Below are 13,200 nucleotides of genomic sequence, written 5' to 3' on the forward strand. Positions count from 1 at the left end.
GAACATAAGCTCAGGAGAACCCATCATGCGTGAGGCTGTCATCGTCTCCACCGCCCGCACCCCGATCGGCAAGGCCTATCGCGGTGCCTTCAACAACACCTCGGGCGCCGAGCTCGGCTCGATCGCCCTGGCCGCCGCGGTGAAGCGCGCCGGGATCGACCCGGGCGAGGTCGACGACGTGGCCATGGGTTGCGCCCTGCAGCAGGGCACGACGGGCGCCAACATCGCCCGCTCGGCCGCGCTGCGCGCCGGCTTCCCCAACACGGTGTCGGGCATGACCATCGACCGGCAGTGCTCGTCAGGCCTGATGGCTATCGCCACCGCGGCCAAGTACATCGTCAACGACGGCGCCCCGATCGCCATCGGCGCCGGCATCGAATCGATCTCGCTGGTGCAGAACGACAAGATCAACCGCTATCGGGCGGGCGACGAGTGGCTGCGCGAGCACGTGCCGGAACTCGGCACCTCGATGATTGAGACAGCCGAGATCGTCGCCGAGCGCTACGGGATCAGCCGCGAAGCACAGGACGAATACGCCCTGCAATCGCAGCAGCGCACCGGCCAGGCCCAGGCCGAGGGCCGCTTCGAGGCCGAGATCGTCCCCACCACCACCACCATGCTGGTGACCAACAAGGAGACCGGCGAAACCAGCGAAAAGGTCGTCACCCTGAAGCTGGACGAGGGCAATCGCCCACAGACCGTGCTCGCCGACCTGCAGAAGCTGAGCCCCGTGTTTAAGGGCGGCCGGTATGTGCAGGAGGGCAAGTTCGTCACCGCCGGTAACGCCTCGCAGCTGTCCGACGGCGCCGCCGCTGTGGTGCTCATGGAACGCAAGGAAGCCGAGCGCCGGGGCCTGACCCCTCTGGGCGCCTATCGCGGCATGGCCGTGGCCGGCTGCGGCCCTGAAGAGATGGGCATCGGCCCGGTGTTCGCCATTCCGAAGCTCCTGGAGCGCAACGGCCTCAAGATCGACGACATCGACCTTTGGGAGCTGAACGAGGCCTTCGCCAGCCAGCTCCTCTATTGCCGCGACAAGCTGGGCATCCCCAACGACCGGTTGAACGTCTCCGGCGGTTCGATCTCGATCGGCCACCCCTACGGCATGACCGGCGCCCGCTGCACCGGCCACCTGATGCACGAGGGCAAGCGCCGCAAGGCCAAGTACGGCGTCGTCACCATGTGCGTCGGTGGCGGCATGGGCGCGGCGGGCCTGTTCGAGATCTTCTGATCCACAACCGCAGATAAGTGGCGCAAGACAGAGCCCTTCCCGCCCGCGCGGGAAGGGCTTTTGCTTTTACCAAATCTTGAAGCCGGGCCGCTAAAGCTCGGTTATCGGAGCTATCCCTCAATCGATTGTCGGGGCCGACAAGGACAACCTTGGATGCGTGGCGAGCGGACCGTCCAGAACAGCCAGAACCGGACCATCCGCAGCCTCGATCACCTGCAGAATTCGGGGTCGACCGCGCGGGTGCTGAACCTGCGGGACGTCACCTTGCGCATGGCCGGCGATCCTGACTTCATGACCCGGCCGCTGTTCAAGAACCCGGACCTGAACCGCGCCATCATCGTCAAGCACCGGCTGCGTTCGAACGAGACCGAAGAATTTTCCCTGCCGCGGGCGACGGCGACCAAGATCCTGCTGCCGATCGACATCAACGACCTGAAGATGGGCGCGCGCTACCTGTTCATCGGCCAGAAGGGCTTCGACGAACTGCTCTCGGAATCCTTCGGCATCAAGATCAGCTTCGACAGCAACGACTACCGCACGCTGCGCCTGATCGACGAAACGCCGTCGCTGGATCCGTTCCTGCTGCGCGAGCAGCTAAGGCGCAACGGCCTGGAGCCGGCGCGCTGCTATTTCGACCTGTCTCCCGCCGACACCCGCCGCATGCTGGCCTTCGCCCAACAGGAGATCGAGCCCCTCGTGCGGGTTTCGATGGGTTCCGACCCCGGCTCGGCCAATAGCGCCCGCAAGTTGGCGCACAAGATCCTGGCCAACGCCTCGGACGCCGAGCTGGACCCGCTGCGCCGGACCATGCAGCTGGACCACAACCAGTATCAGGAAGGCATCTTCTGCTGGAAAGCCTTCCTCTATTACAAGTGGCGGCTGATGGACCTGCTGCCCCAGGTGGCCGAAATTTCCAAGCAGATCGACAAGATCCGCCCGCGCGGGGTGATCGACCAGGACACGCGCGAACTGTTGACGTCCTCGCGAGAGACTATTCGAAATGCGTTCGTCACCGCGCTCAAGCGCGTGCGTGACACCCTGGCGGTCTATGACCAAGCCTATCAGGGCCTGACCCAGCGGCGCGATCCTATCGCCTTCCGCAACTTCCTGCTCAACGCACCGTCCCTGTTCACCGAGCTGGGCGACCGGCTGGGCGCGGTGGATCACGTGATCAGTTTCTGGCGGTTCCGTTTCCCGGAGAACAAGCCGGTGATGATCACCGGCGACGAGTTGGCCGACATCTTCACCGATTTCGAATACAGCCTGAACTTCCAGGACACCTCGACCTTCCTGGCGGCCTGAGGATCATTTGTCCATCAAGTCCGCCACCCGCTTGGAGTCCGCCTCGGTCGCCGGGTTGTAGACCAGCAGGCTGAGATCCGGGCGGCCATCGACGGCGAAAGCCGAGAGTTCGAAATCCAGCGGACCCAGCACCGGGTGGCGGATGTGCTTGACGGCGTCGCGGTGGAAGGCGGGGACATCGCCGTCGCGCCACATGACCTGGAACTCCGGGCTGAGCCGGCTGAGCTCTTCCACCAGCGGCGCCACCTCAGCCACCGCGCCCGCACGGGCCGCATCCAGCCGGAAGGCGCCCAGCACCAGCCGCGCCATGCTGTCCCAGTCGTAGTGCACGGTGCGAGCGCGCGGGTCGAGGAAGATGAAACGCAGCATGTTGCGCTGTTCTGGTGGCAGCGCGCCGTAGTCCATCAGCATCACGGTGGACGCCCGATTCCAGGCGACCACGTCCCACGTGGCGGTGCGGATCAGGGCGGGGCATGGGTCCAGGGCGTCAAGTACACGCTGCAGCCGCGGCGTGACCCCCTCGTTCCTTCGGTAGTGCGCCTCCGGCGGCCGGCCGAGGCCCAGCAGGAACAGGTGCTCCCGCTCCATGTCCGTCAGCATCAGGGCGCGGGCGATCCGCTCCAGGACATCGGCCGAGGGCGCCCCGCCCCGCCCCTGCTCCAGCCAGGTGTACCAGGTCGGGCTGATATTGGCCCGTTGGGCCACCTCCTCGCGGCGAAGGCCGGGCGTGCGCCGCCGTCCGGCGGAAAAGCCCAGGGCCGCGGGGTCGAGCCTGCCGCGGCGGTCCTTCAGATAGGGCCCGAGCCTGTTCTCGGAGATGGAAAGCTCGCTCATTCGGTTAGCCATTTTAATATGATAAGATCACAACTTTACCAGAATAGGCGGCTGGCTGAGATTTGTCTCCCACAGGATCTGGAGATTTGGCCATGCGCGTGTTTCTGACCGGCGCGACGGGGTTCATCGGCTCGACCGTCATCGAGGAGTTGCACGCGGCCGGACACCAGGTGGTGGGCCTGGCGCGCAGCGACATCGCGGCGGCGGCCCTGAAGGAGCGGGGCGTCGAAGTCTGGCGCGGCGACGTCGCCGATCCGGCGGGCCTGGCGGAAGCGGCAAGGGGGGCCGATGGCGTGATCCACTGCGCCTTCGGCCACGACTTCTCGAACTACCTGGAGGCCGGTGAGGCCGACCTGCGCGCTGTTTCGGCCATGGCGCAAGCCCTGGCCGGCTCCGGCAAGCCCCTTGTCGTCACCTCAGGCCTCACGGCGGCGACGCCCGGGCGAGCATCCACCGAGGCCGACCCGGCGCAGACGGAGGGCATGGGGGCTGTCCGTGGCCGCCCTGAAGCGCTGGCTCTGGAGGCGAGCCAGAGTGGGGTGCGCTCGATGGTCGTGCGCCTTGCCCCCTCGGTGCATGACCGGGGTCAGCAGGGACTGGTCTCGCAGTTGATCGAAACGGCGCGGCGCACGGGCGTGTCCGCCTATGTGGGCGACGGCGGCGAGCGCTGGCCGGCTGTGCATCGGCGCGATGCGGCGCGGCTGTTCCGGCTCGCCCTGGAGCGCGGCCAGCCTGGCCAGCGGTTACACGCTGTCGGCGAGGAAGGCGTGAGCCTGCGGGCCATCGCCGAGGTCGTCGGCGAGCGCCTGGGCCTACCGACCCGCAGCGTCGATTTCGATGACGCCTTCAACCACTTCGGCTGGGTTGCTGCGGCAGTGGCCAACGATATCCGCGCCTCGAGCGTCCTCACGCAGGAAAGCCTCGGGTGGCGGCCGATGGAGCCTGGTCTGCTCGAAGGGCTCAGAGGACTCTATCTGCCCTGATACCGACCCCGGCCACGCCGGCCGGGGCCGGCTGGATCAGTGTGGGTCCGGCACCACGTGAGCATCCCCGTTCGGGGGTACGACAACCGTGCTTCCCGCGGGCGGGTTCACGACGACGGTCTTTTCCTCGGTGCCGCAGGCAGCCAGCAGCCCACAGGCCGCAAGCGCGCAGAGAATGGTCAAACGCATGGGTCTCTCCTCAAGGCCCCGCCCGCCGGGTCAACTCGCGAGGCGCACGCTCGTTCCGCCCTTAGGGGTGATCACGCCTCGGCCGCCCCTGCGGCGGCGCGTGGCCCTGGCCGTGAACGGGGTGGAACCCCTGGGCGGTGTCGCGCCGGAAGTGGCGCTCCCGGTCGCGGTGGTAGTGGCCGCCGCGGTCGGCATAGTAGAAGTAGCCGTCGCCGGCCCAGTAGCCGTCGTAGAAGGGGCCGTAATAGTCGTCGTAGTAGCCGTCGTAGCCGACCGCGACAGGACCGCCGACATAGGCGACCCCATAGCCTTCGTCCGCGCAGGCGGCCAGAAGCGCCGCGCCGGCGAGGACGGGAAGCAAAACCTTGAAGTAGCGCATGTCGAACTTCCTTTCGCGGCCTTTGCCGCCGATCGGTTCACCACCCAGCGGATACCGCTTTCAACGTCCAGCGAAGGCCGAAGCTCCGTCCGAGGAGGCAGGAGAAAGTGGCCGAAAGGGCCAAGGTTAAAATTTTTTTGACAGGCATTGGCGCCGAATCCGAAAGTCATGCGTTAACGCTGCTGAACGGGAACCTTGACCGTCGGAATGGTCCGCACGCCGTTTCGGGGGCCCGTCTTAGGCGACGTGGAGATAAAAGGTGATGATCGGAACCAAGAGCCGGCTTTTGCTGGCCGCTGCGATGATGGGCGCGATGGGGCTAGGGGGCTGCGCGACCAAGGATTACGTCAACAAGCAAGTCGGGATGGTGGACACCAAGGTCCAGGCGCATGACACCCGCCTGGCCGCCCAGGACGCCAAACTGGCCAATCACGACAGCCAACTGGCCGGCCTCGACAAGACCAGCCGCGAGGCCCTGGAGCGGGCCGAGGCGGCGGGCAAGCTGGCCGAGGGCAAGTTCCTCTACACGATGGTGCTGCAGGACGACGGGGTGAAATTCCGCGTCAACCAGGCCGCGCTGTCGGATGATGACCAGGCCAAGCTGAACGCGTTCGCCGAAAAGCTGAAGGCGGACAATCACAACGTCTATATCGAGATTCAGGGGCACACCGACGCCAGCGGCGGGAAAGACCTGAACTACCGGCTGGGCGAAGCCCGGGCGGAGGCGGTGCGCCTGTTCCTCAACAAGCAGGGCGTGGCGCTGAATCGGATGAGCACCATTTCCTATGGCTCGGACGACCCGGTGCAGTCGAACAAGACCCGCGCCGGCCGCGCCGCCAACCGGCGAGTGGTGCTGGTGGTGCTGAGCTGATCCATCGGATCTGATCGGCGCGATTTCGAGGCCCCAGGCTCGCGAAAGCGGGTCTCGGGGCCTTTCGTTTTTGAAGCCACAGCCCTCCCCGCGCTGCACTCCATCGTACGGCGGGGTCCCTGCGGCGTTGATTTAGGGCCGCCAGTGGGGATCATCGAGGTTCGAAGGAATCGCCGGGAGCCTTATCGCCCATGCGCCTGATCCGCACCGCAGAGCACCGCGTGATGCCCTGGAAGAACGGCCTCGGCTCGACCACGGAGATCGCGGTATCGCCTGAGCGCGCGCGGCTGGAGGACTTCGACTGGCGCGTCAGCATGGCCAGCGTCACCACCGACGGGCCGTTTTCAGCCTTCGCCGGCGTGGACCGGACGCTGAGCGTGATGGATGGCGCCGGCATTCGGCTGCAAGTCGCCGGGCGGGGCGCCGAGACCCTGTCGCCGGCCAGTCCGCCCTACGCCTTCCCGGGTGACCAGCCCACCGAGGCCTGGCTGATCGACGGCCCGATCACGGACCTCAACGTGATGAGTCGGCGCGGGCGCCTGCGTCACAAGGTGGAGCGGCTGGTGCTGTCGACGCCGCTGGAGCGGCCGGCGCCGGCGGCGGCCACCCTGGTCCTGTGCCGGTGCGGCCTTGTCCGGATCGGCGGCGGCGACGCCGAACTCGGCCCCCTCGACGGCGCGCTCTTCGAGGCCCCCGCGCCGGCGCTCAAACTCACGCCAGTCAAGGCGAGCGAGGTGTTCTGGATCGAGTTCGATCCCGTCTGATCTCAGCGGCCGTCGCCCGCCTTCTCCAGGGCCGCAGCCGTAGCCGGGTCCACGCCCCGGACGACGTGGGGGGTGACCACGATATAGAGATCGGTCTTGGAGCGGTTTGAGTTCTCGGACTTGAACAGCTCGCCGACCAGGGGGATTTCGCCGGCCAGGGGCACCTTGTTGTGGTTGCGCAGGTCGCTTTCCTGGGTCAGGCCGCCGATGACGAAGGTGTCGCCGTCCTTGACCGTGGCCGAGGTCGAGGCCTCGCGCTGGCTGATGGTGGGATAGCCCTGGCTGTAGCCGGTGACGCTGGAGACCTCGGCGAACACGTGCGAGGTGACGAAACCGTCGTCGCTGACCCGTGGCGCGATCTGCAGGGTCACGCCGACATTGACGTACTGCACCTGCTGCTGCACCGCGTTGACGCCCGAGAGGGCGATCGAGGTCAGGATCGGCAAGGCGTCGCCGGTGATGATCTTGGCGGTCGAGCCGCTCTGGGCGGCGATGCGCGGCTTGGAGATGATCCGCCCCTCGCCCTTGGCGATCTGGGCGTAGATCGCAGCCTGGAGGTTTACGTTGACCGCACCCCAGCGGGAGGTGTCGGCGAAGGTGGTGCTGCTCGCGCCATTGCCCTGGCTGAAGGAATAGGCGACCTGGGCGACCTGGTTGTTGGCGTTGTTGAAATTCAGGCCGACGTTGCGCGCTCCGGTTTCGGTCAGCTCGACGAACACCGTTTCCAGCACCACGCTGTTCACCGCCACGTCCAGCTTGGCGATCTGGGCCTTAAGCCTGGCGACCTTGTCGGGCGGCCCCCTCAGGATGATGGCGTTCAGGCGACGGTCGACGCCGATGGTGTCGTCGATCGCCTGGCCGATGGAATCTGTGGCCGCGCCACCGGGATTGATCCCGGCATTGAATGTCGGGGTGGAGATGCCGCCGCCGCCGTAAGAGTTCTGCATGCCGGCCGAGCCGAAGGCCGGCTCCTGGGGCGTGAAATTGTCGTTCGGCTTGACCGCCTGGTTGGCGGTTAGGATGCCCACCACCTCGCTGACGTCGGCGTATTTCAGGGGCACGACTTCGAAGACGTCGTCCGGTGAGCCGTGATCGTGGGCGGCGAGCTTGGTCGGACTGGCGTCGGGCTTGGCCGCGGCGGAGGCCAGACCGGTGATCGAGACCGAAATGGCCCGCCCGGCCAGGCCGGTGGCCGTCAGGTGGATCGGGGCCGATCCGTTGATGGTCAGGGTCAGGATGGTGTCGTTCTGGGCGAAGGTCATCGACTGGACCAGGCCGTGCTTTCCGCCCGGGAAGGTCAGAGCGGGCGCCAGGCGCGTGTCGGCGAAGGCGATCGTCGCCGTGTTGGCGTCGTTGGCGATGATCGAGAACTGGGGGATGAGCTGGTTGAACGAGACGATAACCCGCGACTCGCTGGGCGAGGGTTCGGACGGCGTCACAGCCGTGATCAGGGTCGTTCCGCTGAGGACCGCCTCGGCGCGCGCCCGGGGCGCCAGGCTGGCGCCGGTCATCAGGGTAGCGATCGCCATCAGCGCAGCGAGCAGGTTTCGACGAAGCGTCATCCAGGTCCCTTCAAAAGTCACCGACCGCGCGCAATCAGCGCACGGCCCCCGCGCCCATTCGGTGGCCTGCCATAGCCATGAGCGAAGGAGGTCGGGTTTGTCCATAGGCTTGACCCGCACGTCCGCGGCGCTTGCCGGCGTCGCGGACAACGGTGGGCCGGCGAAATTCGATGAACGCGCCCGAAAATCGCGGTCTTTCGCGCCCATGCCGTTCGCGTCGCTCCGACGGCGCGATCAATGGACGCAGAGACGAAAATCCTTGCACTTCAAAAGCTTGACTGTTCCTTGAGACGACTGTGGCGTCGTGTGATGCCACACGACGCCACAGCTTGCGCTCTGATTGCGACGCCTCGGAAGAAGCGGCTCAGCCCGTGCAGAGCGGACCGGCGTTGGAGGTGAACACCCCCTGGAACGAGAACTTGCCCGCCGTGCCGGTCGACCGGGTGCGGTAGAACCAGTCGTGGAAGGCTAGGTCCTGGAAGTGATAGGTGTAGCCGCCCGCGCCCTTGATGGCGTATTCGGCCACGCCGGTCAGGGGATCGCCGTCTTCCAGGTTGTTCTGGCAGCCTTGGACCTGACCGGTATTGCCCCAGGCTGGCGTCAGATCGTCGGCGTTGCCGCCGGGTACGTTGGCCTGCACGAACGGGTCGTCCATCCACTCGGCCATCTCGTGCGACCAGATCACCACGTCATCGACGTTCTGGAAGATGCCCGAGTCGATGTAGGAGCCGACCGCGTAGGTCTGGGTGCCCTTGCTGTCGCCGAAGGCCGAGTGATAGCCGAGCACGCAACAGCCGCCGCCTTCGGTCTGAACCAAGTTGTAGGTCAGAATGATCGGCAGCTGGGTCGGGCCGGAATACTGGTAGACGATGTTCTCGACCAGGGTGTCGTAGGCGAAGATGTCGATGGCTCCGATGGTCACCGAGCCAGTGGTGTCGCCGCAGACCGCCGGCACGCCGGTAAAGGTCTGCGACTGACCGTCAGGCGCGAACATGTCGACGATGATCGGCTTGGCGATCGCCGGCTTCAGCTGGACGCCATAGTTGGTGTTCTTGACCAGACTCCAGAAGTTGGCGCGCTGGAAGGCGCTGATTAGCTGCGAATTGACCCCGCCGCCGCCGACATGCCAGCCGTTGGAATAGATGTCGTTCGGGGTGAACAGCGGCGAATTGTAGAAGCGCTTGGCCACCGAGACGTTATCGCCGCAGGCCGGCTTGGTCGGATCGAGCACGGTGCCGTCCTCGAAATGCACCCGCGCGATGATCGGCAGATAGGACACTACCGACGGGGTGGCGGTGTTGGCGGGGTTGTAGGGGCTGCTGCCGACCATGGACATGGTGTAGGTGTTCCCGTCCAGCGGCGAGGTGATCTGACCGGTCCAGAAGGGAATGGTCTGGCTGGCCGCCGCCTGCTTGACCAGCACGTCCAGGCTGGCGTGCGGGTGGGGGATGCTGGCGCCGCGCGCATGCCAGGTGTTGACCGGCGCGATGTGGCCCGTCGACTTGCCCAGGTGGAATTTCTCCGGATGCACCAGAGCGCCCGGATCGATCCGTGCTGAGGCCGACACCGCCACGGCCGAAGCCATCGCCACCGCGGCGAAGGCTGTCGCCACTCGCAACACCTTCTGAGCCTTGCCCGACGGGCCTACGCCCCCTGATAGGTAACTTATCATGACTGCAACAACCCTCCCTTGGGAAAACTCCCCGCCCGCGGGTAGCAGGCGACCCCTGAGCATGGCTCCGGTTCGGCTACTCGTATAACGGCGATTTTGGAATGCAAGGGAGCACGGAGCAAAAATTTGCTAGAAATTTGGCCGAAAGAACAGGAAATTCCTTGACGATTAACCCGGAACGCGCCTTCGGCTCACAAAAGCGCCAAGTCTGAACACCGTTGAAATCGTGCAGGCTCGCTTCGACAACCTGTTCTGGGGTGTAAAATTTCTCTCATCTGGAGAATCTCAGCAGAAAAAGACTACATCGAAGGCGTTAACCGCGCCGATCCGAAAGGCGCAGAGGCCGACTTTTTCGTCGGCTTTCCGCAAAATGTCCCAGATCGACACACTTATAAATAGCAATCGTTGCAGGAGCGGGCGCCTCACCAGCGAACGTTGTAATTTCCTGTAACAATCGTCGCGCCGGCCCGGTCCCAGAGCATCACATCGACCGGTCGCGCCTGCGGCGAGCTCGCGGCCGCAGGCCAGTCGGGCGAATAACGGGCATACTGAACCTGCAACGATCCATGCCCCGGCGGCCTCAGCGAAATCGCCATGGCCCGCAGCGGGCCCTGCCAGCTCATGTGCGCCGTCTGCCCGGGTTGCGACAGGATCGGCGACGGCTTGCCGTCGACCTCGACAGGGCCGACCGGCGCATCGGCGCGCAGCACAAGGTCGAGCTGCTCCCCGGGCGCCAGGTCGGCCCTGACCGTCAAGGCGCCGCCGGGCCCGTGCAGGAGCACGAGCGGCGATGGCGAAGACGGCGGCGCGCCCTTGGCAAGCGCGGCCCAGACCGGTTGGCGGAAGGTCGGCAGCGAATGACGCTGGACCAGGCCCCCGTCGGCGGCCAGCACCGCGCGCGCCCAAGGATCCGGCGCAAATGGACTGACGCGGAAGGCCCGGCCTTGATCACGGTCGATCACATAGAGCGGCTCGGCGGCGGCGGGGTGGCGCGGGCTCCACGGGTCTGTGAAGCGCAGCCCAAGCGCCAGGACAAGACCGGACGCGGCAATGCCGAAGCCGGGCGCCAGGCGCCTGAACTTTGGCCCGTCCTCCGGCCAGGCCAGGGGCCAGACCGAAAGGCTTGCAAGCCAGATCGGCGCCGCCGGCAGCTCCGGCACGTCGAGTCCTTGCAGCAGATTGTGCATCAGCTCGCCGGTCCAGGCGATCGAGGCTGCAGCCAGGGCCGCCGTGATCGCCCAGCTGGTCAGGCTGCGCGCGCGGCCCAGGTCCAGCACGACGGCGGCGAGCACTGCGACCAGCAGCGGCCAGGCGACGGTGTGGGCCGTGGTCGGCGCCAGGACCTGCAGGGCGACCGCAGCAGCCAGCGGAACCAGCAACAGGCCAAGCCAGCTCTCCGGGAGCCTCGCCGGGCGGCCAAACACCGCCAGGGCCAGCACCGCCACCAGGCCGCCCTCGATCAGCCCGGCGATATCGCCGCCCAGCACCGAACATGCGACGCCCGCGAGCAGAGCTGCTGCCGCGCCTGTGATGCGAGCTCGCCCCTCGCCGGCGGCGGCCGCCACCGACACCGCCGCTCCAGCGCCAGCCAGGGCCATGGCGACCTCGAAGGCGGCGAAGCGGGCCAGGAGCCCCCGCCCCTCGATCCAACCAAAGCCGAACCCGGTGAGCAGGCGGGTCAGGTGCAGCGCGAGCGCGCACGCCGCCAGGACCAGGAGACTGAGCCCGGCGCCCCGGGCGACCTCGACCCAGCCGATCGGCTCGCGTCTCTGGGCCCGCCAGGCCGCGAACCCCAGCAGCAAGACAATCAGGCCGACCACGACCCAGCCTGCGGCCTGTGGGTAGGAAACCAGCACCAGTCCGAACAGGCTGCCATAGACGGCGTCCGGCTCCCGCCGCGGCAAGGCCTGGGCGAAGGCCATGGCCCGGGCGACGCCCAGAACCTGGTCGCCCATGTGCTGCACTGAGCCCTGGTCGAGAGCCGCAGGGGTCGAACTGGGTGAATGGTAGTCGAACTCGCGGCCGATGAAGGCGAAGTTCAGGCCCGTCGCGCCATGCGCCTTGGCCACCGTAAAATCGGTGTCGTTCGGCAGCTGCTTGTAGAGGAATACAGAGAGCGAGGTGGCGGAGGGCCGGGGCGCTGTCTTGCGGTAAAGGTCGATCGCCCCGCCGTTGCCTTCGCCGGTCTCGAACATGGCGGCGCGGCCACCCCCGCCTCTGGCCTCCATGTTGAGCACGAAGCCGATGCGGCGGGCGAGCGGGCTCTCATCAAAGAAGGCCTGGGCGCCCAGCAGGCCCGCCTCCTCGCCGTCGGTGATCACCAGCATGACGTCGCGCGCCGGGGTCCCGCCGGCCTCGATCGCGCGCACGGTCTCCAGCGCGGTCGCCACCCCGGCCATGTCGTCGGCGGCGCCGGGCGAGCCCGGAACGCTGTCATAGTGGGCCATCAAGGCCAGGGCCGGCAGGCTGCGGTCACGCCCTGGCAGCACGCCGATCACGTTCTCGACGGGGGCCAGGGCGCCGAACGCCTCGCTCCGTCGGGCCTCGTAGCGCTGGCCGATCGCACGCTGAATCCGGGGTGAAAGGCCCAGGGCCGTCATCCGGACGATCAGCCGGTCGCGCACCGCCGCATTGGCCGCCGAGCCGACGGGGTGCGGGACTTGAGCCATGGCCTCGATATCGGCCATCGCCCGGCCGGCGGAAAACACCTGGCCCGATGCGCTGGCCGGAAGCGGCTCGGGGGTCCTGGCGCCGCTGTAGAACAACAAGATTCCGACCGCCAAAGCGGCGGCCAGGGCGACCAGCCTTCCCATGCGAAAACCTCCGGCCCGGCTATCCCGCCGGCGCCGCAAGCCTGTGGCAATTCGAGCAGGTTGAGAACCGCAAAACGGCCGATGGGCCGTAGCGGGACGCCGCTAGAACGGCATCTCCTGAGCCCAGGACTTGCTCGCCTCGGGTTGGCCCGGCTTGGAGCCGCGGGCCGGTCTGGGCGGAACCGCCGCCACCTGAGGGCGCGCGGGCATGGCGCCAAGGATCGGCAGAACAGGCCCAAGTCCACGAGCACGACGGGTAAAGACTACAACCTTCCCGCCATGGTCGCGAGCATGGTCACCGTACCACCATGCCAAGTGTCTGCCTGACCAGCTGTAAACGCTGTCCCCGCCCAGGAAGGCGATATGCTTGCCCCTGAGGCTGATGATGCGGCCGGTTTCCACTTCCAACCAAGCGTAAACCTCGCCGGATCGTCCGTAGAGTGGCTCCATGTGGTCCTGCTTCCTACCAGCGCGCCTTGCGAACTATGGACTATAGCGCTCTAGCGTCATAGCTGCCCGCGCTTGTTGAATAGTTAGTTAATCGTCCTCGGTCTGACCAGCACGAGGCCGAATTAGATTGAACCGAGTCGCAGCGGTCACACC

12 protein-coding genes are annotated in these 13,200 nt (G+C 66.7%); 5 read left to right on the forward strand and 7 right to left on the reverse strand.

The window, feature by feature from the left end; genetic code table 11:
- The first annotated feature begins 25 nt into the window (after window positions 1-25).
- A complete protein-coding gene (locus KCG34_RS09475) occupies window positions 26-1,228 on the forward strand; it encodes an acetyl-CoA C-acyltransferase (RefSeq protein ID WP_211940118.1) in 1,203 nt (400 codons plus the stop codon).
- A gap of 153 nt (window positions 1,229-1,381) precedes the next feature.
- A complete protein-coding gene (locus KCG34_RS09480) occupies window positions 1,382-2,530 on the forward strand; it encodes a hypothetical protein (protein ID WP_211940119.1) in 1,149 nt (382 codons plus the stop codon).
- 3 nt (window positions 2,531-2,533) lie between these two features.
- Here the strand turns inward: KCG34_RS09480 and KCG34_RS09485 are convergent, their stop codons facing one another.
- On the reverse strand, window positions 2,534-3,364 hold the full coding sequence (locus KCG34_RS09485; protein WP_211940120.1) for a helix-turn-helix transcriptional regulator: 831 nt from the start codon (window positions 3,362-3,364) through the stop codon (window positions 2,534-2,536).
- Window positions 3,365-3,456: 92 nt separating this feature from the next.
- Here KCG34_RS09485 and KCG34_RS09490 point away from each other — a divergent pair, with 92 nt between their 5' ends.
- Window positions 3,457-4,347: an SDR family oxidoreductase gene (locus tag KCG34_RS09490; RefSeq protein ID WP_211940121.1), complete on the forward strand. Its 891-nt coding sequence runs from the start codon at window positions 3,457-3,459 to the stop codon at window positions 4,345-4,347.
- Window positions 4,348-4,383: 36 nt separating this feature from the next.
- On the opposite strand, the gene KCG34_RS09495 is transcribed toward KCG34_RS09490, so the two are convergent.
- A complete protein-coding gene (locus KCG34_RS09495; protein WP_211940122.1) occupies window positions 4,384-4,536 on the reverse strand; it encodes a hypothetical protein in 153 nt (50 codons plus the stop codon).
- A 61-nt stretch (window positions 4,537-4,597) separates the two neighbouring features.
- Window positions 4,598-4,915 carry a hypothetical protein gene (locus KCG34_RS09500; protein ID WP_211940123.1) on the reverse strand — a complete coding sequence of 106 codons (318 nt, stop codon included), beginning with the start codon at window positions 4,913-4,915 and terminating at the stop codon, window positions 4,598-4,600.
- A gap of 262 nt (window positions 4,916-5,177) precedes the next feature.
- Here KCG34_RS09500 and KCG34_RS09505 point away from each other — a divergent pair, with 262 nt between their 5' ends.
- Window positions 5,178-5,786 (forward strand): OmpA family protein, encoded by a 609-nt coding sequence (locus KCG34_RS09505; protein ID WP_211940124.1) that lies wholly within the window; start codon window positions 5,178-5,180, stop codon window positions 5,784-5,786.
- Between the two features lie 191 nt (window positions 5,787-5,977).
- The gene (locus KCG34_RS09510) at window positions 5,978-6,550 is read left to right on the forward strand and encodes a HutD/Ves family protein (RefSeq protein ID WP_211940125.1); all 573 of its coding nucleotides are present in this window, start codon (window positions 5,978-5,980) and stop codon (window positions 6,548-6,550) included.
- Window positions 6,551-6,552: 2 nt separating this feature from the next.
- On the opposite strand, the gene KCG34_RS09515 is transcribed toward KCG34_RS09510, so the two are convergent.
- The 4 genes from KCG34_RS09515 to KCG34_RS26210 form a co-directional block, all read right to left on the reverse strand.
- Window positions 6,553-8,112 (reverse strand): secretin GspD/PilQ domain-containing protein, encoded by a 1,560-nt coding sequence (locus KCG34_RS09515; RefSeq protein WP_211940126.1) that lies wholly within the window; start codon window positions 8,110-8,112, stop codon window positions 6,553-6,555.
- A 364-nt stretch (window positions 8,113-8,476) separates the two neighbouring features.
- The gene (locus KCG34_RS09520) at window positions 8,477-9,724 is read right to left on the reverse strand and encodes a hypothetical protein (RefSeq protein ID WP_211940127.1); all 1,248 of its coding nucleotides are present in this window, start codon (window positions 9,722-9,724) and stop codon (window positions 8,477-8,479) included.
- 482 nt (window positions 9,725-10,206) lie between these two features.
- The gene (locus KCG34_RS09525; RefSeq protein ID WP_211940128.1) at window positions 10,207-12,597 is read right to left on the reverse strand and encodes a M20/M25/M40 family metallo-hydrolase; all 2,391 of its coding nucleotides are present in this window, start codon (window positions 12,595-12,597) and stop codon (window positions 10,207-10,209) included.
- A 102-nt stretch (window positions 12,598-12,699) separates the two neighbouring features.
- On the reverse strand, window positions 12,700-13,047 hold the full coding sequence (locus tag KCG34_RS26210) for a 4-fold beta flower protein (protein ID WP_376788216.1): 348 nt from the start codon (window positions 13,045-13,047) through the stop codon (window positions 12,700-12,702).
- Window positions 13,048-13,200 lie beyond the last annotated feature (153 nt).

It is taken from the genome of Phenylobacterium montanum, from assembly GCF_018135625.1.
Taxonomy (GTDB): Bacteria; Pseudomonadota; Alphaproteobacteria; order Caulobacterales; family Caulobacteraceae; genus Poindextera; species Poindextera montana.

Excerpts from the sequence above, each read along its gene's own strand:
- KCG34_RS09515 (WP_211940126.1), bottom strand. The coding sequence starts at position 8,112 with ATGACGCTTCGTCGAAACCTGCTCGCTGCGCTGATGGCGATCGCTACC.
- KCG34_RS09495 (WP_211940122.1), bottom strand. The coding sequence starts at position 4,536 with ATGCGTTTGACCATTCTCTGCGCGCTTGCGGCCTGTGGGCTGCTGGCT.
- KCG34_RS09500 (WP_211940123.1), bottom strand. The coding sequence starts at position 4,915 with ATGCGCTACTTCAAGGTTTTGCTTCCCGTCCTCGCCGGCGCGGCGCTT.
- KCG34_RS09505 (WP_211940124.1), top strand. The coding sequence starts at position 5,178 with ATGATCGGAACCAAGAGCCGGCTTTTGCTGGCCGCTGCGATGATGGGC.
- KCG34_RS09490 (WP_211940121.1), top strand. The coding sequence starts at position 3,457 with ATGCGCGTGTTTCTGACCGGCGCGACGGGGTTCATCGGCTCGACCGTC.
- KCG34_RS09510 (WP_211940125.1), top strand. The coding sequence starts at position 5,978 with ATGCGCCTGATCCGCACCGCAGAGCACCGCGTGATGCCCTGGAAGAAC.
- KCG34_RS09480 (WP_211940119.1), top strand. The coding sequence starts at position 1,382 with ATGCGTGGCGAGCGGACCGTCCAGAACAGCCAGAACCGGACCATCCGC.
- KCG34_RS26210 (WP_376788216.1), bottom strand. The coding sequence starts at position 13,047 with ATGGAGCCACTCTACGGACGATCCGGCGAGGTTTACGCTTGGTTGGAA.
- KCG34_RS09525 (WP_211940128.1), bottom strand. The coding sequence starts at position 12,597 with ATGGGAAGGCTGGTCGCCCTGGCCGCCGCTTTGGCGGTCGGAATCTTG.
- KCG34_RS09485 (WP_211940120.1), bottom strand. The coding sequence starts at position 3,364 with ATGAGCGAGCTTTCCATCTCCGAGAACAGGCTCGGGCCCTATCTGAAG.
- KCG34_RS09475 (WP_211940118.1), top strand. The coding sequence starts at position 26 with ATGCGTGAGGCTGTCATCGTCTCCACCGCCCGCACCCCGATCGGCAAG.